This window comes from Rhodococcus sp. WY5, assembly GCF_018588185.1.
GTDB lineage: Bacteria > Actinomycetota > Actinomycetes > Mycobacteriales > Mycobacteriaceae > Rhodococcus_F > Rhodococcus_F qingshengii.
This window is the reverse complement of sequence record NZ_JAAMPR010000001.1, coordinates 1,697,064-1,716,082: the sequence shown is the minus strand read 5'-3', so window position 1 is coordinate 1,716,082 and position 19,019 is coordinate 1,697,064. Positions and strand designations below refer to the sequence as shown.

Sequence of the window (19,019 nt, the reverse complement as noted above, 5' to 3'; positions counted from 1 at the left end):
TTCAGATCTCCTTCACGTGATCGAACGGCTCGAGGCAGTCGAGGCAGCGATAGAGCGCTTTGCACAGGGTCGCACCGAATTCCGAACTCAGTCTGGTGTTTGCCGAACCGCACTGGGGGCACAGGATGTCGCGCGGCTTGGCCGTCAAGGTCAAGGCGATCGGGCCGGAGGTGCGACGCGGCGCGGCCCCCGGCACCGAGTACCCGGCCGTCCGAAGTTTCGCGAGCCCCTCTTCGCTGATCCAATCCGAACTCCAAGGCGGCGACAGTTGAGTCTTGATCTGGACGCTGCCGTACCCCGCGTCGGTCAGCTTGTGCTCGATGTCGTCTCGCATCGTCGCCATCGCCGGACACCCGGAATAGGTGGGAGTGATTGTCACACAGACCAAGTTCGCTTCGACGTCGACCGATCGGATGACGCCGAGATCGGCCAAGGTCAACAGTGGCATCTCCGGATCCATCACCGAGGCGACGATCTCCTGCGCGGAAGAGACGGTAGCGGCAGTCACGGTCACCACACCCCTTCCGGATGCTCCCGAGCGACGCTCTGCATTTCGGCGAGAAGTAGCCCCAGTGCCCCGGTGTGCAGTCCGGCACGCCCGCCGCGGCCGCCGACGAAACCGGAGAAACGCGAAGGGGGCTCTTCCATTTCGGCTGCATGGAGGACCTGGGCAAGAACAGCGTCGAACTCCGGCCGAACAGTACGCGGGTCCACTCCGACGCCAACTTCTGCCAAGACGAGTTCGTCCTGAGTGGGAACAAAGAGTTCGTCCACGAACGGGAAGATCTCGAGCAAGGCGTCGGCCGTCCGACGCTTGGATTCTGCCGTGCCGGCGCCCAAGGTGACGACCCATCTTGCCGCGTAGTCGCGGTGATAGGTCAGTTCCTTGACGCCCTTGTTCGCCACAGCTGCGAGAACCGGATCGCGCGACATGCGCAGCCGATCGAACAGCGCCAGCCGCCAGGTCGAGAACACGAGTAGCCGAACGACCGTGTGCGCGAAGTCGCCGTTGGCGAGTTCCACCAGTCTCACGTTGCGGAAACCGAACTGATCACGAAAGAAGGCAAGCGCATCTTCAGCCGGCACCGGAGAGGTATCGGAGATGAACGGAACCACAGTGGAATCGGCTGCTGCCGCGCGAGCCAGCAGCAGCCTGGCCTGCCCGATCAAGTCCAGGCCGACGTTGGCGAGAGCTACCTCTTCTTCGAGTTCCGGTGCCCGCGTCGACCATTCGGCGAGTCGCTGCGAACTGACGAGCGCGTCGTCGCCGAGCATGAGGCAGTAGTGCGCCAGCGCACCGAGATCGACGTCATCCGGCACCGTGGTGTCGACTCCGGCGAGGGGGTCGTCGAAGCTGGTTCCGAACGCCCACTGACCGTGGCCGTCGCCGTCGACCAGGCCGTCGTAGGCACTGTCGTGATCGTTCATCTGTTGGTCCTCGAAGTCGAAGTGATTCTCACATGTGCGGAACGGAGTCCGGGATGTCGTAGAAAGTCGGGTGCCGGTAGACCTTGTCGCCGCTCGGCGCGAAGAACGGATCCTTTTCTGCCGGACTCGAAGCCACGATGTTCGCTGACGGCACGACCCAGATGCTCACGCCTTCGTTACGTCTGGTGTAGACGTCGCGCGCGTGGCGTAGGGCCATCTGATCGTCTGCCGCGCGCAGGGATCCGACGTGCACGTGGTTCAGTCCGCGCTTTCCCCTCAGAAATACCTCGTACAAAGGCCATTCGCCCCGCACCTGATCGCGCTGTACCTGATCGTTCTCGCTCATGATGTTTCCCCAGTCGTGCGATCGTGCGCGAGTCTCTCGCGCTGTGCAAAGGCGTACGCGGCGTCGCGAACCCAGGCCCCGTTGTCGTGTGCGGCTTTCCGATTGGTGATCCGCTCGACGCTCGCCGCTCCGTTGCCGCGGACCACGTCCATGAATTCGCTCCAGTCCGGCTCGCCGAAATCGTGTGCGCCACGCTCGGGGTTCCAGCGCAGGTCGGGATCAGGGAAGGTCACACCGAGTATCTCGGCCTGCGGTATCGACATGTCCACGAATCGTTGCCGCAGTTCGTCGTTCGTGTGCCGCTTGATGCGCCACTTCATCGACTGCTCGGTGTTCGGCGATTCGTCGTCCGGCGGTCCGAACATCATCAGAGCGGGCCACCACCATCGGTCGACGGCTTCCTGCACCATTGCCCGTTGAGCTTCCGTGCCGCGCATCATCGTCGCCAACAGCTCGAAGCCTTGCCGCTGATGGAACGATTCCTCCTTGCACACACGGATCATCGCGCGCGCATACGGCCCGAAGGAGCTGCGGCACAGCGGAACCTGATTGCAGATAGCAGCTCCGTCGACCAGCCAGCCGATCACACCCACGTCGGCGTATGTCAGCGTCGGATAGTTGAAGATCGAGGAGTACTTCTGCTTTCCCTCGATCAGTTTGGTGGTCAGATCGCCACGATCGGCACCGAGCGTCTCGGCCGCGGAGTAGAGATACAGACCGTGCCCGGCTTCGTCCTGGACCTTCGCCATCAAGATCGCCTTGCGTCGCAACGAAGGCGCACGGGTGAGCCAGTTTCCCTCGGGCTGCATTCCGATGATTTCGGAGTGCGCATGCTGGGCAACCTGACGGATCAGAGTCTTGCGGTAGCCGTCCGGCATCCAGTCGCGAGGCTCGATGCGCTGGTCTGCCGCGATCGTCTCGTCGAACAGGTTCTGCAGGTCTTGTGGAGCTTCCACGTTGGTCATCGTACCTACCTTTTATTACCGAATGATCGGTTGGTAACTAGTATGCACCGAGGTGTCCCAGCACACAAGAGAATCTTTCGCCGCACCAGAAATCAGCGGCCCCCGAAAACCGGCTTCTGCTTCGACAGGAAAGCCGTGACTGCGCCTCGATGATCTGCCGTGGAACCCAGCTCCACCTGTGCGTTCGCCTCGGCCGCCAGCGTCTGGGAAAGCCCAGGAGCAACGGCACGGATCAGCGATTTCACGTGGGCGAAGGCCGCGGTGGGTCCGTCGGCAAGCCGACGCGCGAGTACCCGAGCCTCAGCTGCGACGTCCTCGTCGGCCACCACGCGATGAACCAAGCCCCACTCCAGCGCGCTCTGCGCGTCGAACTTGTCGCCGAGCAACATCAGGCCACTGGCGCGGCTAGGTCCGAGCGCGTGCACGAGCGCATGACTGAGCCCGGAGTCACTGGCCAGACCGATGCCGGTGAATGCCGTCGCAAAGCTCGCGCGAGCCCCCACGACACGGATGTCTCCGGCCAACGCGATTCCCAACCCGGCCCCGACGCAGGCACCGCCGATACCCACCACGACCGGGACAGAGAGCGTCGACAGCGCCGTGACGATGGGGTTGTAGTGCGCCTCGACGGTATCCATCGCGTGCGCCGGATCAGCATCCAACGCTGCAGCGTGCTCGCCCAGATCCTGACCGACGCAGAAGTTCTTGCCTTCGGCGAGAATCAACACCGCTCGAACCTCTGCGTCCGTGTGGACCTGCAGCAACGCTTCGAGCAGCTGAGACTTCATTTCGCCGTTGACGGCATTGGCGGCCTTGGGTCGGTCGAGAGTGATTGTCGCCAAACCTCGCTCGATCTCCAAGCGAATCACGTCAGTCATCGATGTTCCTTTCGCAGGCAGTTCGGTTCAGCTCCATGTGTGAAAACCCTGTCCCGTCTTGCGCCCCAACTCGCCGCGAGCCACCTTCTCTCGCAGCAGTGCTGGAGGTGCAAATCGATCACCGAGCGTGCTCGCGAGGTGTTCGGCGATCGCCAGGCGCACATCCAACCCGACCAGATCTGTCGAACGCAGCGGGCCCATCGGATGCCGATACCCCAATTCCATTGCTCGGTCGATCGATTCCGCGTCCGCCACACCCTCTTCGAGCATGCGGATGGCTTCGAGCCCGAGACCGACACCAAGCCGGCTGGTTGCAAAACCAGGTGAGTCGTTGACGAGCACCTCGGCTTTGCCGAGCATCGACACCCATGCTCGTACCGAGTCGACAACCTCGGGGCGGGTCTGAGGCGCCCGGACGATCTCGACCAACAGCGACGCCGGGACTGGATTGAAGAAGTGCATACCGATGAACCGGCCCGGATCCGTCAGCGCTGCGCCGAGTTCGGCGATCGATATGGAACTGGTGTTACTGGCGATCACGGTGCTTTCTCCGGCAACGGTTTCCGCAGCGGCGAGCACCTCGACCTTGAGGGCCGCAATTTCCGGGACCGCCTCGACGATCAGGTCGAGCGACGGTGGCAACGAGGTCACTGCGTCCACGGTGCTCACGCGCGCCAGCACCGTCGCGGGGTCCTGGTCGTCGAGTTTCCCTCGCTCGTGAGCTCTGTCGAGGCCGGCGGAAACACGCTGCAACGCGGCCGCGGTGTCGCCACTCTCCGCGATGGTGACCGCCCCGCCGAGACTGGCGAACACCTGGGCGATACCCGCACCCATGCGTCCACCGCCGATGACTCCGACGGTCTTCGGTGCAACTGCTTCAGTCATGATTTCTTCTCCAGGAAGGCCGTCATGCGATCGCGCTTGTCCGAACTCTCGAACAGGACGGCCTGGGCGATGTCGTCGGCAAACGGATGCGATCCCGGCGCATCGACGATGATCTTGGTCAATCGCAGTGCCAGCGGGGACAGTCGGGAAATGCGGTCGAGCAGCCGATGCGCTGCGTCGACGTGGCAGTTCGGTTCGGTTACCTCGACAACCAGGCCCGCTCGTAGCGCCTGCTCGGCGTCGAGGTTCCTGGCGCCGAGGAGCACCTGCTTCGCGATCGAGACGCCGACGAGCTTCGGCAATCGATAGCTGGCGCCGGCGGCTGCCATTATGCCGAGATTGGGCTCCGGATTCCCGAAGACCGCCGTCGTTGTCGCGATGCGAATGTCGCAGGCGTAGGTCAACTCTGCCCCACCGCCGAGCGCGTAGCCGCTCACGGCGGCCACGGTGGGAAGCGGGAGCTTTCCGATTCGGTCGAACAGCGTGCGGTTGATACCCGCGAACGCTTCCTCTCGTCCGCGCTCTCGGAGCTCCGCGATGTCAGCGCCGCCTGCGAAGTGGTCGCCGCGCCCCGCAAGCAGGAGCAGCTTCGGATCCCGTTCGAGGCGTCCACAAACCTGATGCAGTTCGTCGATCATTTCCGCGTTGATCGCATTGCGTTGCGCGGGCCTGTCGAGGGTGACCACGACGCGATCCTCGCGCTCGTCCACGTGCAGGGTGTTCACATTCGCTCCTTCTCGCTCTTCTCCATTAGTAACCGAACATTCGGTCGTTTGGCAAGGGTGAGAACGAGGATGGTGCACAGCTTTGCCCGAACTGAGAAGATGGGGACATGACTACGGCACGCCCCACTCGACGCACCGGCCTCCCCGGACGTCCCGGCTACGACCTCGATTCGCTCCTGGCCGTGGCCGTGAAGGTGTTCAACGACAAGGGCTACGACGGCGCCAGCATGGAGGTGCTCGCCAAGAAACTCGGCATCACGAAGTCCTCGATCTACCACCATGTGTCCGGAAAGTCAGAACTTCTCGAACTCGCCCTTTCGCGTGCACTCAACGCCCTGTTTGCGGTCACGACCGAAGAGGGCGCCACCACCGGTCCGTACATCGACCGGCTCGAATACCTGGTCCGGCGCAGCGTAGAGGTGCTGGTCGCAGAGCTTCCATACGTCACCCTGCTCCTGCGCGTCCGCGGCAACACGACGGTCGAGCGCGCCGCGCTAGCTCGTCGACGCGAATTCGACAACTTCGTCGGAGGTCTCGTCGCGTCCGCCGCAGCGGAGGGAGACTTGCGCCCGGACATCGAACCAGCCCTCGCCAGCAAGCTGATGTTCGGCACCGTCAACTCACTGATCGAGTGGTACAAACCCCGAGCGGGTGAGTCCGTCTCCGACATCGCCGACGCGGTCGTCGCCGTCACTTTCGACGGACTTCGCAAGGCCTGACTCCAGGCAGTTCTGCCGAATCCTTGACAACGCGGCGTTACCGGGCGATCGTAATTACCAACCGAACGTACGGTGAGATGGAGTTGTCGTGAGCAGACTGTTGGAAAGCTATGTGGCCGGTCAGTGGTACGCCGCACCGGACGCAGGTACCCCGTTGCCGAGCGCAGTGGACGGATCGGAGGTGGCCCGGATCTCCGCAACCGGCATCGACCTCGCCGAGATGGTTACGTACGCCCGCGAGGTCGGCGGGCCTGCACTGTCCGCGATGACCTTCCACGAACGTGCCGGCGCGCTCAAGGCTCTCGCCCTCACGTTGATGGCAGGAAAAGCCGAGTTCTACACACTCTCCACTGCCACCGGCGCGACGACGCGAGATTCCGGGGTGGACATCGACGGCGGATTCGGGACCCTGCTGAGCTACGCGAGCAAGGCTCGGCGCGAATTGCCCGACAGCACAGTCTTTCTGGACGGAAACGTCGAGCCTCTCGGCAAGGGCGGAACCTTCCTCGGGCAACACATCTATACATCACGTCGCGGCGTCGCCGTGCAGATCAACGCCTTCAATTTCCCGGTGTGGGGGTTCCTGGAGAAGCTGGCACCGGCATTCATCGCGGGGGTGCCGTCCATCGTCAAACCTGCCAGTTCCACGGCATATCTCACCGAACTCGTCTTCCGGCGCATCATCGAGTCAGGCTTGCTCCCAGAGGGTTCCGTCCAACTGCTCTCCGGTAGTGCACGCGGCCTCCTCGATCACCTCGGCGGGCAGGACTCAGTGGCATTCACCGGATCCGCCGACACCGCAGCAACGCTGCGTGCTCACCCGAACGTCGTCGGCAAGGGCGTCCATTTCAATGCCGAAGCCGATTCACTCAACGCGTCGATCCTCGGCGAGGACGCCGTACAAGGAACGCCCGAATTCGATTTGTACGTCAAACAACTCGTCACCGAGATGACGGTCAAGGCGGGCCAGAAGTGCACGGCGATCCGGCGCGCCCTGGTCCCGCTCTCGCTGGTCGACGCCGTTGTCGATGCCGCATCCGAGCGACTGAACAAAGTGGTCGTGGGACACCCCGATGCTGATGGCGTCACTATGGGAGCTCTCGCCAGCATCGAACAGCGTGACGAGGTCTTGAAATCCATTCGCGGTCTGACGAAGTCGGCAACTATCGTATTCGGAGACCCGGACAACGTCGACGTGGTCGGTGCCGACGGCCAGTCAGGAGCCTTCCTTTCCCCAGTCCTTCTCCGGGCGGAAGAGAATGCGCACGAGGTACACGAACTGGAGGCCTTCGGACCCGTCAGCACCGTCATCGGATACGACGGCATCGATCATGCGATCGAACTCGCGGCCCGTGGCGAGGGAAGCCTCGTCGCCTCGGTGGTCACTGCCGACACCGACATCGCACGTCGACTGGTGCTGGGTCTCGCAGCTTTTCACGGCAGAGTGCTCGTGCTGAACCGCGACGACGCCAAGGAATCCACCGGCCACGGCTCTCCCCTTCCAGTCCTCGTACACGGCGGTCCCGGCCGTGCCGGCGGCGGTGAGGAGCTGGGTGGCATCCGCGGAGTTCTGCACCACATGCAGCGGACCGCCGTACAGGGCACACCCGACGTCCTCACCGCAGTCGGCGAGCGCTGGTTCACCGGATCGCAGCGCACGACCGGATCCGAACATCCATTCCGAAAGAGTCTCGCCGAGTTGAAGATCGGTGACACTGTTGTCGGCGGTCCGCGCCAGGTCACACTCGCAGACATCGATCATTTTGCAGAGTTCACCGGTGACACCTTCTACGCTCACACCGATCCGGTGGCCGCTGCGGCGAATCCACTCTTCGGCGGCATCGTCGCGCACGGCTATCTTGTTGTCTCACTCGCTGCGGGCCTGTTCGTCGACCCGGCTCCCGGCCCGGTTCTCGCGAACTTCGGCGTGGACAGCCTCAGGTTCCTGACTCCGGTCAAAGCCGAAGACAGCCTGACGGTCACCCTCACAGCCAAGACCATCACACCTCGCAGCAGCGCCGACTACGGTGAGGTTCGTTGGGACGCCGTGGTGACGAACCAGGACAACGATCCGGTCGCGACATACGACGTCCTGACTCTGGTAGCCAAGACTCGCCCCGAAGGGAATTGAAAGCACATGACCTATCGAGTAGCAGTGTGTTACGGACGCCCCACCGATCCGGAGGCTTTCGACAAGTACTACAACGAGATCCACGTCCCGCTCGCCAGCGCAGTGCCAGGGCTCTCGGACTTCACGTTCAGCAAGTGCTCGACGCTGGACGGCTCCGATCCAGTCTTCTATGCCGTCGCCAACCTCGAGTTTCCCGATCTCGAGACTATGCAGAGCGGCCTGAAGTCCCCGGAGATGGGCGCCGCTGGAAAAGATGTCGCAAACTTTGCCACCGGCACGGTCGACATGTATGTCCAGGAAGTTGTCTCGGTCCTCTAGACCCCTGCAATTTCCCGATCACACAGGAGTTGTCTCGTGAGTACAGGAAGCATCACCGCCAGAGAGATGTTCGACGCGGACCAGGCATCGCAGGCACTCGGTATCGAGATTTCCGAACTGGCGCCCGGTAGCGCAACCGTGACCGTCACCGTGGGCGAAACCATGGTGAACGGTCACGGAATCACACACGGCGGTTATGTTTTCCTGCTCGCGGACACCGCGTTTGCGCTCGCCTGCAACGGCTACGAGGATTCAGCCGTTGCAGCGCGCGCGGACATCAGATTTCTGCGTCCGACCCGTCTGGGCGACACCTTGACCGCGGTCGCCACCGAGAAGGCTAGAGGCGGCCGAAGTGGGATCTACGACGTGACCGTTCGCAATGGCGACGCCGTCGTGGCCGAGTTCCGCGGCGACAGTCGAACCATCACCCGCTGAAATTCAGCCCACGGTGTATCAGCCCACGACGGGAAGTTCGAGGGGGCCGGAACCGTCGGCAAAGATCGTCACCGGCATACCTTGCAGTCCCCCACGGAAACTGATGTCGCCACCGGTGATCGCGAGACGCACGGAATGCCCTGGCTCGAATCGATGCACTATCGCCGGCATCGTCACCGGCACCGGCTGCGACGGATCACTGATGCGTATGGGTGCGATGAGTCCGTTGATCAGCGAGGAAGTTCCGTCCGGAGCCACGTCGTAGAGTTTCGCGAACACCACCGGCTGTCCGGGCGCCGCAACACGCAGCGTCACAGTGGGGGCTCCCACCACGTCCATCGCCTCGGTCATCGGCGCAGTGGTCCAGAGCGCCTCGGTTCCCGGAATCTGTGCATTCGGAATGTTTCCGGCCGGATTGATATTGAGTGGCTCTACGCCCGTCGGCAGCCCAGCCGGTGCGGTGACGATCGTCTTCGAACCCGGTATCACCGGCGTGCCGTCCGGTAGCAGTCCCCCGTCAGCGGACAGATGGAAGGCGCGAGCGGTCCCGACATCGACGGTGTCGGACGTCGCGTAGGCCGGTGCCGCGTTTCCCTCGTAGTCGATCCAGTTGCGGAAATACGCGAATTCCGGTCCGGTCTCCGTGTTCTCGTCCTTGAGGTAGTGATCGAACCAGTCCATGAAGCGACCGGTCTCGTACTGGGTATCCTCGTCGGGTGCGGAGAAGCTGAACTCGCCCGGCGCAGCGGCCAAGTGGCTGTGCCCCCACGAATGCCAGATCATCTTGGCTTCGACGCCACGATCCTTCAGCGCGTCGTAAGTCGCGGTTGCCTCGTTCAGATCGAACAGGGTGTCCTGTTGCCCCTGAGCAAGCAGTACCGGAATGTTGATCCGGTCGACGAACGACGAGACCGACGACGCTCGGAGCTCACTCACTACTTGCGGTCCGATGTCGCCGGTCACCACCGCCTCGGCGATCGCGTTGCACATGTAAGGGACGTAGTTCGGGCAGCCGGGTAGCCGTGCGGGATCTGCGATGTAACCGTCCACACCGGGATTCGCGATGCCCGCGCCGAAGAGCAGCGATGCAAAGAGCACCTTCGCGGCTCCCGGCTCCGCAGTCGACACTCCGGAGATGATCCCGGTGCTGTTGGGCGCCAGAGAATACGAGAGATCGTTCCAGGTGATCATGGGGATGATCGTGTCGATACGGGGATCGACACTCGCGGCGGCGAATTGAATCCCGCCGCCGTAAGAGCCACCCGTCATTCCGACCCGCGGGTCGTTCGTCGACGGTGCACCGGTGTGATCGACGGAGTCCTGAACGACCGTGGTGAGCGCCGGATAGGGCTGCGTCAGAGCCTGATCCGTGAAGGCAATCCCTTCTTGGCCGCCGAGGAAGCTGACCAACTGGGAAGCGGCGATACCGTCGTATGCGGGCGAGTCGAGTGTGATCTTGCAACTCGTGCCGCCGAAACCCAATCCCGAATACGTCAGTCCGACATACCCGTTCTCGGCGAAGTTCTGCAGGGCAGGAATCTGGTCCTTGTACGAACCGCCGAACCCGTTGGTGGTCAGGATCGCGGGAGCTGGGTTGTCAGCGTCGACGCCATCGGGAACAAAGAGTTCACCGACGACGGTGCACGGCGTCGAGAGTTCAGGCCCGACATCGACCGAGAAGTACAGCAGCTGTGACGAATACGAGCCGTTCGGTGAATCCGCGAGCGCCGGCGGCGAAAAGCCGAGGGCGCAAACCACGAGCGTGACGACACTGATCGCTGTTCTCCGGCGCACCTGAAAACCGTACACCCGGATCTGTTCTCCACCAGCTCAATCCGGCGCGTGCCGCCAACGTTTTCTCGCGAAAGTCACGCCAGACCGAGCCGACCTCTACTTGACCGTCAAGGTGCCGTGCATGCTCGGGTGGTAGGTGCAGTGGAACGTGTACGTTCCAGGCTCGTTCGGCACCGTGATGGTTTCCGTCTCACCCGCTTCGATGTCCTCGTTGAACAACCCCGCGGTATCGGACGTGACCGAGTGCTCGACGGTGTCGTTGTTCTGAATGGTCAGTACCTGTCCGGGCATCACCGACTCCGGCGTCGAATATTCGAAACCGCTGATCACGATTCCCATCGACGACGCTCCCGGCGTCGACATACCCAGAGGCATGCTCGGCATCGACATACTGGTCGGCATGCTGGTCATCGGCATACTGGTCATCCCCATGCCGTCGTGATCGGCCGAATCGTTGTCCGACGAATCGTTGTTGTCACTGCACGCGGTCAGTGCGAACACCGCCAGGATCAGCGCTGCGAGCACTGCGAGAATCCGCTTCATTGCTTCGCCTCCTGCTCGTTCCCCCGCAGTCTGCTGATTACCCGCCGCCTAGGGGGCCAAACAGCTCCGATGTGGTGCCTGCGGCGCTGATAGTGCACGATTTCTGCACCAGCTCCACTCGCGGACCGACACTGAAGGAAACAGCACAGATGGCCAAGAGCAAAACGTCGAAGGCAGCCCAGCCGAAGGCGTCGAAGGCAGCGCAGCCCAAGGCTCCCAAGACAGCAGAGCCGAAGGTAGCCGAGAAGGCTCCCGCCGTTCTCTGGAAGGACCTGCCGGACGAGCACGACTACCCGGCAGCCCGCGATTACCTCCAGTTGGGCGCGACGCCGGTTCAGGTCCAAGCTCTCGTGTACGCCCTCAAGACGGCGACGCTGGTCTCGAAGAAGGCCAAAGACATCCTGCGGGCTGCCGGGCTACCCCTGCTGCCTGTCGACAACCCACACGTTGCTGCCGACCTGTTGAAGATCCGCAAGGGGATCGCGCTGTCGCCGATCCTGCTGGTGCAGGGAGACTTCCGCGCCGGAGTACCGGCGCAGATCGCCGACGGCTACCACCGTGTCTGTGCGAGCTACCACGTGGACGAGAACACCGCCATCCCCGCGAAGATCGCACCCTCGACAGTTAACTCGTAGGTCGTCGATGACCTTCGGCATCCTTGCCCTCGTCGCGCTGGCCGGCATTCTCGGCCCGCTGCTCGGCGCTCGCGTCAGCTGGCATGTCCCCGTGGTGGTCGGCGAACTTGCCGCGGGCGTCGTCTTCGGTGTCACCGGTTTCGGGCTGCTCGACTCTTCGGACCAGACTTTCACGTTCCTGGCCGATATCGGATTCGCGCTCACGATGATGGTGGCCGGCTCACACGTCCCGGTCCGCGATCCGGCAGTCCGTGCGGCAATCGGCAAGGGTGCCGTTCGCTCGGTTGTCGTCGGACTTCTGTCGGTTGTTGCCGGCTACGGTGCGGCGACGGCATTCGGCACCGGTCACGCCGCGCTGTACGCGGTCCTGATCGCGTCGTCGTCCGCGGCGTTGATTCTCCCCATCGTCGATTCGCTGGGGCTCGGTGGAACCTCGGTTCTGCAGATGACTGCCCAGGTCGCGATCGCGGACACCGTCTGCATTGTTGCGCTGCCTTTGGTGATCGATCCGGACAATGCCCCTCGTGCCGGTGTCGGCGCACTGGCTGTGGCGGCGTGTGCGGTTGCCTTGTTCTTCGTACTGCGAGCCTTCCACCGGTCCGGCCATTGGCGAAGGCTCCACAAATTCTCGGAGAAACGAAAGTTTGCACTCGAACTCCGGATCAATCTGGTGATCCTCTTTTCTCTGGCAGCGCTGGCGTCGAGCACTCACGTGTCGATCATGCTCGCGGGCTTCGCCTTCGGGCTCGTTCTTGCCGCGATCGGTGAACCCCGCCGCCTCGCCAAACAGCTCTTCGCCATCACCGACGGCTTCTTCGCTCCCCTCTTCTTCGTCTGGTTGGGAGCGGCGATCAATCTGCGCGACCTCGTCACCCATCCGTCCGCCATCTGGCTCGGATTGGTCTTGGGCGGAGCAACTCTCGTGGTTCACGCCGCGATACGCGCCCTCGGTCTCCCGCTCCCTCTCGGCGTGCTGTCCGCCGCACAACTGGGAGTACCGGTTGCCGCAGTTACGGTGGGCACTCAATTGGGGGTGATGGGCGACGGTGAACCCGCAGCCATCCTCCTCGCCGCCATGATCACGATCGGTGCAGCAACGCTGGCGGGTGCTGCCGCGTCGAAAGCTGGTCTCACGAAGCCTGCTTGACCGCGGCCCTCTCCACCGTCAGCAAGCTCTCCTCCGAATGTTCGGCGTGATACGCCGCGCCGCCGCCGCGGACACCGAAGAGTCGCTTGCTCCAGATCAGCCATACGACGGCAGCGATGTTCACCAGCAGCAACCCGGCCCTCAACCACGTGATCTTCTCGGTCAATTCGTAGATTTCGAGGGGCAGGAACAAGCTGGTCGCCACCACCGCGAAGTACTCGCCCCAGCGTTCGACCATCCACAGGCCGACTGCCTCGATCACTTGAAGGCCGGCGTAGACCAACAGCCCGACTGCGATCCAGGTGAGCGTCGTAGCGGACAACGAAAACGCCTGCTCGATGTGATGGACCAGTTTGGAATCGTCGATGTTCCAGCCCAATTGACGGGCAAGTGGCCTGATCAACGGCAATTCGTTCTCGAAGGCGTCCTCGGCGCGACCCTTCGACGATCTCAGTTCGAACACACCGATCGCCAGAAGAACCAAACCCAGAGCGCGGAACATTCTCTCGGTGGCGAGAAGTCGCATGATCAACCGGTCGCGAAGCAGCCTCCCCCGCGGAACCTCGGGGGCGGCGTCCGCCGGTCCCGATGCTCGGGGCGCTCCCGGGACGAAGTTGCCGCAACGTAGGCACCGCCACGCCTGACCCACCGCAGTATCCACATGTAGTCGATCCCGCAGCTCAGGTTCGTCCGGAGCGTAGGTCTCGTGACCGTGCCAACTGCACGAGCGCAATGCGAAGTCCACGGGTGAACTCTATGCCGCATATGCCCGGTAGCGTGGATACCCGCTGACCGTGCACTTCGAACGATGAGGATTCCGATGACAACCACCAAGATCGAAACCCGGCATGGCGTCATGGCAGTCGACGACAGTGCCACCGACGGTTTTCCGGTTGTCTTCATCCACGGGAACTCGGCCAGCCGCTCCATCTTCCGTCATCAGGTCGACGCCGACTGGGCCGGCGACTACCGCATGATCACTCTGGACCTACTCGGCCACGGCGACTCCGAGGACGCGAGCGATCCCGAAGCCGCATACACGCAGAACGGTTACGCCGACGCCATCGTCGATGTTCTGACCGAACTCGGCGTCGAAAGAGCCGTTGTCGTCGGCTGGTCGCTCGGCGGACACATCGCTCTCGAGTTGATCGCGAAATTCCCCGGGCTCACCGGAATCGTCATCACCGGTACGCCGCCGGCAAATCCCGAGACGCTCGGCGACGCCTTCAATGCCGGCGACGGATTGTCCATCGGCGGCACCGAGGTCATCACCGCGCAAGAAGCCGAACTCTACGCACGAATGACCGCCGTTCCCTTCGAGCAGGCTGCCCTCGACGCCGCGATACGCACGGACGGACGCGCTCGCAAGATCATGTTCGACGCATTCGGCGCGGGCCGCGAATCGGATCAGAAGGCTCTGGTTGCAACGGCGTCTGTGCCTCTCGCGGTGATCGACGGCGCCGAGGACCCGTTCGTGAACACGTCGTATGTCGCGTCGTTGACCTTCGCGAATCTCTGGGAGGGCACGTATCACGTGATTCCCGGTGTGGGGCATGCAGCGTTCTGGGAAGCCCCTGAGGTGTACAACCCACTGTTGCAACGATTCCTCGGCAGTTTCGCACAGTAACCTGCTGGACAACCTGCTGGACGCGGCGTCCTATGAGATAGAAGCCACTCGACAATCCGGCCATGTCCGGATCATTCATCGCCGTCCTACAGTTCGGAAAACGACTGGAGGCACTGCGATGACCATTCTCGAGCACGGCACGGAAACGTGCATCGGTGGACCGACCCTTCCCCAGATACGACGCCTCGTCACCGAAGTGCCCGGCCCCAACTCGCGCGCTTTGGCAAAGCGCCGGAGCGCCGCACTGCCGGCCGGGCTGACCAGCGGATCCAGCATTTACGTTGCCGCAGCGGGCGGAGGAGTTGTCGTCGACGTCGACGACAACTCGTTCATCGACTTCGGCAGCGGCATCGCCGTGACCACCGTCGGAAACAGTGCGCCGCGCGTGGTCGAACGCACCACGCGCCAGCTCGGTCAGTTCACCCATACGTGTTTCCTCGCAAACCCCTACGAGGGGTACCTCGAGGTCTGCGAAGCGCTCAACCGCCTGACCCCGGGAGATCACGAGAAGCGAACAGCGCTGTTCAACACCGGCAGCGAAGCGCTCGAGAACGCCGTGAAATACGCACGTGCCGCCACCGGTCGCCCAGCAGTTGTCGTCTTCGACCACGCATTCCACGGTCGCACGTTGATGACCATGACGATGACAGCCAAGAACCAGCCGTACAAGGCCACATTCGGCCCGTTCGCACCAGAGGTCTACCGGGTTCCGATGGCATACCCCTACCGTTGGCCGAGCGGCCCCGAAAACGCGGCCGACGAAGCATTCGCCCAGTTCCGTCTTGCGATCGACACTCAGATCGGCGCCGAATCGGTAGCCGCTGTGGTCGTGGAACCGATTCAGGGTGAGGGCGGTTTCATCGTTCCCGCTCCGGGATTCCTGAAGCGAATCTCGGAATTCTGCTGTGAGCGCGGCATTCTCGTCGTCGCGGACGAGGTCCAGACCGGTATCGCACGAACCGGATCCTGGTTCGCCAGCGAGAGTGAGGACTTCGTCCCCGACATCATCACAACCGCAAAAGGTCTCGCCGGCGGAATGCCACTCGCCGCCGTGACCGGCCGTGCCGACGTCATGGACGCCGCGCATCCCGGTGGTATCGGCGGTACGTACAGCGGCAATCCCGTTGCCTGCGAGGCCGCCCTGGCAGTTTTCGAGACGATCGAGATGGAAGGGCTCCTCGACCGCGCCAAGGACATCGGCGACATCCTGACCACAGGTTTGTCCGAAATCGCTTCGGACACAGACATAATCGGCGACATTCGCGGACGCGGCGCCATGATTGCAATCGAACTCGTCCACGACGAGGACAAGGCTCCGAATCGCGAGGCCGTCGCCCAGATCGTCAGCTACGCCCACACACACGGTCTCCTTCTGCTCACCGCCGGCACCTATGGAAACGTCGTCCGTTTCCTCCCGCCGCTGAGCATCTCCGACGAGTTGCTGACCGAAGGACTCGGTATTCTTCGCGACGCTGTGGCCGCAGTCCGATGAGCGTCGCAGTGCGCAGCTTGATCGGCGGAGCTTGGGTCACGGGCAGCGACGGCACACTGACGGACACCAACCCGGCCCGTCCCGACGAGGTTGTCGCCACCGGAGGCCGCGCCGGTGCCTCCGAAATGGCGACCGGTGTTCGCGTCGCCCGCATCGCCGCGAACGACTGGGCCCGCCTGCCGATGTCCGCACGCGGCGCATACCTCACTCGCGCAGCGGAAATCATCGAATCCAACGCTGAGGCCTGGGGCGAAGAACTCACCCGCGAAGAAGGGAAAACGCTGGCCGAGGGTATCGGAGAGGTGCGCCGCGCAGCGCAGATTCTGCGTTACTACGGCAACGCCGCCGACCGCGAGACCGGAACGGTGTATTCCTCCCCACGTAGCAGCGAGCAGATTCTCGTCACTCGCAAACCTCTCGGAGTGGTAGGCGTCGTCACGCCGTTCAACTTCCCGATCGCGATCCCGGCATGGAAGATTGCGCCTGCCTTGGTGTACGGAAACACCGTCGTCTGGAAACCGGCTGCCGCGGTGCCCCTTCTGGCCTTCCGTCTCGCGCAGGCACTGACCGAAGCGGGCCTACCCGACGGAGTCCTGAACATGATCCTCGCCGACAGCGCGGCCGGTGAAGCGCTGGTCGATCACCCGGACCTCGACGCCGTCACCTTCACCGGTTCCACCGGAGTCGGCCGAAAGATCGCGGGATCTGCTGCGGCGCGAGGAGTTCCGGTACAGGCGGAAATGGGTGGAAAGAACGCAGCCGTCGTACTTGCCGACGCAGATCTCGAGCTTGCGGTCGAGCAGGTCATGCTGGGTGCATTCCGGTCAACCGGCCAGAAATGCACGGCCACTTCACGTCTGGTGCTCCATGAATCCATCGCCGAGGAATTCCTGGCCAGGCTGACCGTTGAAGTCAAGCAACTGAGAGTCGGAGATCCACTCGATCCCGACGTCACGACAGGTCCCGTGGTCAGCGCATACGCGCAGCAGTCGATCATCGAGGGGATCAATCGAGCCGTCGACGGCGGCGCCAGGGTTGTGGCCACCGCCGAAGCGCCGCAGTCGGGCTACTACGTCCAACCGACAGTGCTGGAACTACCGTCGAGCACCGAACTGTGGTTCGAGGAACTCTTCGGCCCGGTACTGGCGGTGCAGCGGGCAGCAACAACCGCAGACGCATTCCGCTTGGCGAACGAGGGCGAATTCGGTTTGTCCGCAGCATTGTTCACGCAAGACCTGACCAGTGCACTGGCCGGTATCGACGATCTGGACGTGGGGATCCTGCACGTGAATTCGGAATCGGCGGGCGCTGATCCCCACGTACCTTTCGGCGGCGCGAAGAGGAGTGGATACGGACCCAAGGAACAAGGCGACGCGGCGCGAGAGTTCTTCACTCACACCACCACCGTCTATCTCAGGGGCGGCCGAGCGTGATCTGAATTCGATTCCGCCTGCAGCAGTTCACGAGCTTTGAGTGCGATCCACAACTCGGACCGGGTGTGGGCGGAATCGAGATCTCTCCCGATCAACTCGGCAGCCTTGTCCATGCGGTTACGCAGCGTGTGCCGGTGAACACCCAATTGCGCTGCAGCGGATTCCCATTGACCATTGTGGTGCAGGAACGCTTCGATCGAGTCCACCAGACGGGAACCGTTCTCGGCGTCGTAGCCTTCCAGCACACCGAGACCGCTGGCCGCGATCGACTGCAGAACATCGCTCGACTGCACACTCAACAAGAGACTGAAAGTCCCGAGTTCCGAGAACGGAACGAGTGTGTGTCCTTCGACCTGCCCCACTTTGGCAGCAGAGACGGCCTCGCGCAGACTGGCCGCTACACCGGTCATCGGGCGGACGCCACCGATTCCACCGTTGATACTCCGGCGTGAATTCTCCCGCACTCTCGCGTACACACTGCGTGTGACCTTCTCCGCAACTTCACTTTTCACGACGAACCACACACCGGTTCCGTCAGTCAGCGGGGCCAACAGGTACGGCACCGACTCTTCTTCCAGGGCCGCTGAAGTGATGTCGGTGGCCGCAAGCAAAGGTCCGACATCGGTCAAGGCGGTTGCCACCACCGTGGTTTCGGATTCGAATCCGAAGTACCGCAACAGACTTTCGTCGACGTCACCGCCGGCCTGGCGCACCATCGTCGTAACGGCCAACCTCAGCCGCTGTTCGGCATCGACAACCCGCAACGGCTTGGCAAGCTCGATGGTCAACAGCGACACCGTGTGGCCCACCAACAATCGCTCGGACTGATCCAAGGCGGCCTCGGACGCCACGGCCAGCGTGCCGCTCACAGCAAGGCGGTGAATGGCCAGGTGGCCGTCGTCGTCCACCACGATCCGGCTGCGCTCCTTACCTGATCGCTCCCTGATGCGTTCGGGCAGAGACGAACTCGCACCTTCCGTCAGAGCCAGCACCGCGCCGTCCCGATCGAGAACACAGACTGCTGCGTGAACGGCTCGACCCAGGGCAGTGATCAGAGCCGGCACCCCGTCGAGCAGGGCACGCGCCAACTTCTCCTGCGCGTCGACCACCGCCTGCACCGTTCGTATCTGGTCGGCAGTCAGTTCGTCGATCACGGCCCGCGAAATGGCGATGAACGGCGTCTCCTTGGCGACGGAAAGCACGGCAAAACCCAGTTCGTCGCCGGCCTTGATGATCGCGTCCGGCACCCTCTCGTGGACGGTGCCGGTGTCGAACGCCAGTGCCACCGCACCAGTCTGCGCGATGCGCTCGACGTACTCGTATTGCTTTGTCGCCGAACGCGGTAGATGCAGCCCCGTCGTCATGACAAGCTCTCCACCGGCGAGCCAACGGGTCGGATCCTGCAATTCGATTGCGTGCGCCCAGCTGATCGACAGATCCACGTCGTCGTGACCGGCAACGATCGTGAGGCCGAGCGAGGTGGTGGCCGCCAGGCGCCGGACAGTCATCGGCATTACC

General features: G+C 63.1%; 20 protein-coding genes. 9 read left to right on the top strand and 11 right to left on the bottom strand.

All coding sequences use genetic code 11. The annotated features are described in order from the left end of the window. Nucleotide 1 precedes the first annotated feature (1 nt). The 7 genes from paaD to G4D79_RS07770 form a co-directional block, all read right to left on the bottom strand. A complete protein-coding gene (gene paaD, locus G4D79_RS07800) occupies nucleotides 2-508 on the bottom strand; it encodes a 1,2-phenylacetyl-CoA epoxidase subunit PaaD (RefSeq protein WP_037130654.1) in 507 nt (168 codons plus the stop codon). 2 nt (nucleotides 509-510) lie between these two features. Continuing rightward, the gene (gene paaC, locus G4D79_RS07795) at nucleotides 511-1,428 is read right to left on the bottom strand and encodes a 1,2-phenylacetyl-CoA epoxidase subunit PaaC (RefSeq protein WP_099697156.1); all 918 of its coding nucleotides are present in this window, start codon (nucleotides 1,426-1,428) and stop codon (nucleotides 511-513) included. Between the two features lie 28 nt (nucleotides 1,429-1,456). Next, nucleotides 1,457-1,774 carry a 1,2-phenylacetyl-CoA epoxidase subunit PaaB gene (gene paaB, locus G4D79_RS07790; RefSeq protein WP_007730622.1) on the bottom strand — a complete coding sequence of 106 codons (318 nt, stop codon included), beginning with the start codon at nucleotides 1,772-1,774 and terminating at the stop codon, nucleotides 1,457-1,459. Further along, nucleotides 1,771-2,739 carry a 1,2-phenylacetyl-CoA epoxidase subunit PaaA gene (gene paaA, locus G4D79_RS07785; protein WP_007730621.1) on the bottom strand — a complete coding sequence of 323 codons (969 nt, stop codon included), beginning with the start codon at nucleotides 2,737-2,739 and terminating at the stop codon, nucleotides 1,771-1,773. Before paaA ends, paaB begins: the two co-directional genes overlap by 4 nt. 92 nt (nucleotides 2,740-2,831) lie before the next feature. Next, a complete protein-coding gene (locus G4D79_RS07780; protein WP_058226875.1) occupies nucleotides 2,832-3,617 on the bottom strand; it encodes an enoyl-CoA hydratase/isomerase family protein in 786 nt (261 codons plus the stop codon). Nucleotides 3,618-3,644: 27 nt separating this feature from the next. Then, complete coding sequence (locus tag G4D79_RS07775) at nucleotides 3,645-4,502, bottom strand: 3-hydroxyacyl-CoA dehydrogenase family protein (RefSeq protein ID WP_099697157.1); 858 nt, start codon at nucleotides 4,500-4,502, stop codon at nucleotides 3,645-3,647. Further along, nucleotides 4,499-5,227 carry an enoyl-CoA hydratase/isomerase family protein gene (locus tag G4D79_RS07770; protein ID WP_007730615.1) on the bottom strand — a complete coding sequence of 243 codons (729 nt, stop codon included), beginning with the start codon at nucleotides 5,225-5,227 and terminating at the stop codon, nucleotides 4,499-4,501. The genes G4D79_RS07775 and G4D79_RS07770 overlap by 4 nt, the downstream gene beginning before the upstream one ends. Nucleotides 5,228-5,334: 107 nt before the next feature. Here G4D79_RS07770 and G4D79_RS07765 point away from each other — a divergent pair, with 107 nt between their 5' ends. The 4 genes from G4D79_RS07765 (at nucleotide 5,335) to paaI (ending at nucleotide 8,830) form a co-directional block, all read left to right on the top strand. Next, nucleotides 5,335-5,946 carry a TetR/AcrR family transcriptional regulator gene (locus G4D79_RS07765; protein ID WP_007730612.1) on the top strand — a complete coding sequence of 204 codons (612 nt, stop codon included), beginning with the start codon at nucleotides 5,335-5,337 and terminating at the stop codon, nucleotides 5,944-5,946. Nucleotides 5,947-6,034: 88 nt separating this feature from the next. Then, the gene (gene paaZ / locus G4D79_RS07760; protein WP_099697158.1) at nucleotides 6,035-8,077 is read left to right on the top strand and encodes a phenylacetic acid degradation bifunctional protein PaaZ; all 2,043 of its coding nucleotides are present in this window, start codon (nucleotides 6,035-6,037) and stop codon (nucleotides 8,075-8,077) included. Between the two features lie 6 nt (nucleotides 8,078-8,083). Further along, the gene (locus G4D79_RS07755; protein ID WP_007730606.1) at nucleotides 8,084-8,395 is read left to right on the top strand and encodes an EthD family reductase; all 312 of its coding nucleotides are present in this window, start codon (nucleotides 8,084-8,086) and stop codon (nucleotides 8,393-8,395) included. A gap of 66 nt (nucleotides 8,396-8,461) precedes the next feature. After that, nucleotides 8,462-8,830: a hydroxyphenylacetyl-CoA thioesterase PaaI gene (paaI, locus tag G4D79_RS07750; protein WP_047269444.1), complete on the top strand. Its 369-nt coding sequence runs from the start codon at nucleotides 8,462-8,464 to the stop codon at nucleotides 8,828-8,830. A gap of 18 nt (nucleotides 8,831-8,848) precedes the next feature. Here paaI and G4D79_RS07745 read toward each other — a convergent pair whose 3' ends face one another. Together G4D79_RS07745 and G4D79_RS07740 are read right to left on the bottom strand one after the other, a co-directional pair. After that, nucleotides 8,849-10,639, bottom strand: a complete 1,791-nt coding sequence (locus tag G4D79_RS07745; RefSeq protein ID WP_099697159.1) for a CocE/NonD family hydrolase — start codon at nucleotides 10,637-10,639, stop codon at nucleotides 8,849-8,851. A gap of 81 nt (nucleotides 10,640-10,720) precedes the next feature. Next, entirely contained in the window at nucleotides 10,721-11,167 is a 447-nt protein-coding gene (locus G4D79_RS07740; protein WP_042446430.1) for a cupredoxin domain-containing protein, read from the bottom strand. 272 nt (nucleotides 11,168-11,439) lie between these two features. On the opposite strand from G4D79_RS07740, the gene G4D79_RS07735 reads away from it, so the two are divergent. Further along, nucleotides 11,440-11,802 carry a hypothetical protein gene (locus tag G4D79_RS07735; protein WP_042446474.1) on the top strand — a complete coding sequence of 121 codons (363 nt, stop codon included), beginning with the start codon at nucleotides 11,440-11,442 and terminating at the stop codon, nucleotides 11,800-11,802. 7 nt (nucleotides 11,803-11,809) lie between these two features. Continuing rightward, nucleotides 11,810-12,949 (top strand): cation:proton antiporter, encoded by a 1,140-nt coding sequence (locus G4D79_RS07730; RefSeq protein ID WP_030536077.1) that lies wholly within the window; start codon nucleotides 11,810-11,812, stop codon nucleotides 12,947-12,949. Here the strand turns inward: G4D79_RS07730 and G4D79_RS07725 are convergent. Next, nucleotides 12,933-13,694: a DUF2127 domain-containing protein gene (locus G4D79_RS07725; RefSeq protein ID WP_003943067.1), complete on the bottom strand. Its 762-nt coding sequence runs from the start codon at nucleotides 13,692-13,694 to the stop codon at nucleotides 12,933-12,935. The genes G4D79_RS07730 and G4D79_RS07725 overlap by 17 nt on opposite strands. Before the next feature lie 75 nt (nucleotides 13,695-13,769). Here G4D79_RS07725 and G4D79_RS07720 point away from each other — a divergent pair, with 75 nt between their 5' ends. From G4D79_RS07720 to G4D79_RS07710, 3 genes are all read left to right on the top strand, one after another. Beyond that, complete coding sequence (locus G4D79_RS07720) at nucleotides 13,770-14,576, top strand: alpha/beta fold hydrolase (protein ID WP_003942939.1); 807 nt, start codon at nucleotides 13,770-13,772, stop codon at nucleotides 14,574-14,576. A 118-nt stretch (nucleotides 14,577-14,694) separates the two neighbouring features. Next, entirely contained in the window at nucleotides 14,695-16,068 is a 1,374-nt protein-coding gene (gene gabT / locus G4D79_RS07715) for a 4-aminobutyrate--2-oxoglutarate transaminase (protein ID WP_099697160.1), read from the top strand. Continuing rightward, nucleotides 16,065-17,501 carry an aldehyde dehydrogenase family protein gene (locus tag G4D79_RS07710; RefSeq protein ID WP_047269393.1) on the top strand — a complete coding sequence of 479 codons (1,437 nt, stop codon included), beginning with the start codon at nucleotides 16,065-16,067 and terminating at the stop codon, nucleotides 17,499-17,501. The genes gabT and G4D79_RS07710 overlap by 4 nt, the downstream gene beginning before the upstream one ends. Here G4D79_RS07710 and G4D79_RS07705 read toward each other — a convergent pair. Then, entirely contained in the window at nucleotides 17,477-19,009 is a 1,533-nt protein-coding gene (locus tag G4D79_RS07705; RefSeq protein ID WP_225320173.1) for a PucR family transcriptional regulator, read from the bottom strand. The genes G4D79_RS07710 and G4D79_RS07705 overlap by 25 nt on opposite strands. Nucleotides 19,010-19,019 lie beyond the last annotated feature (10 nt).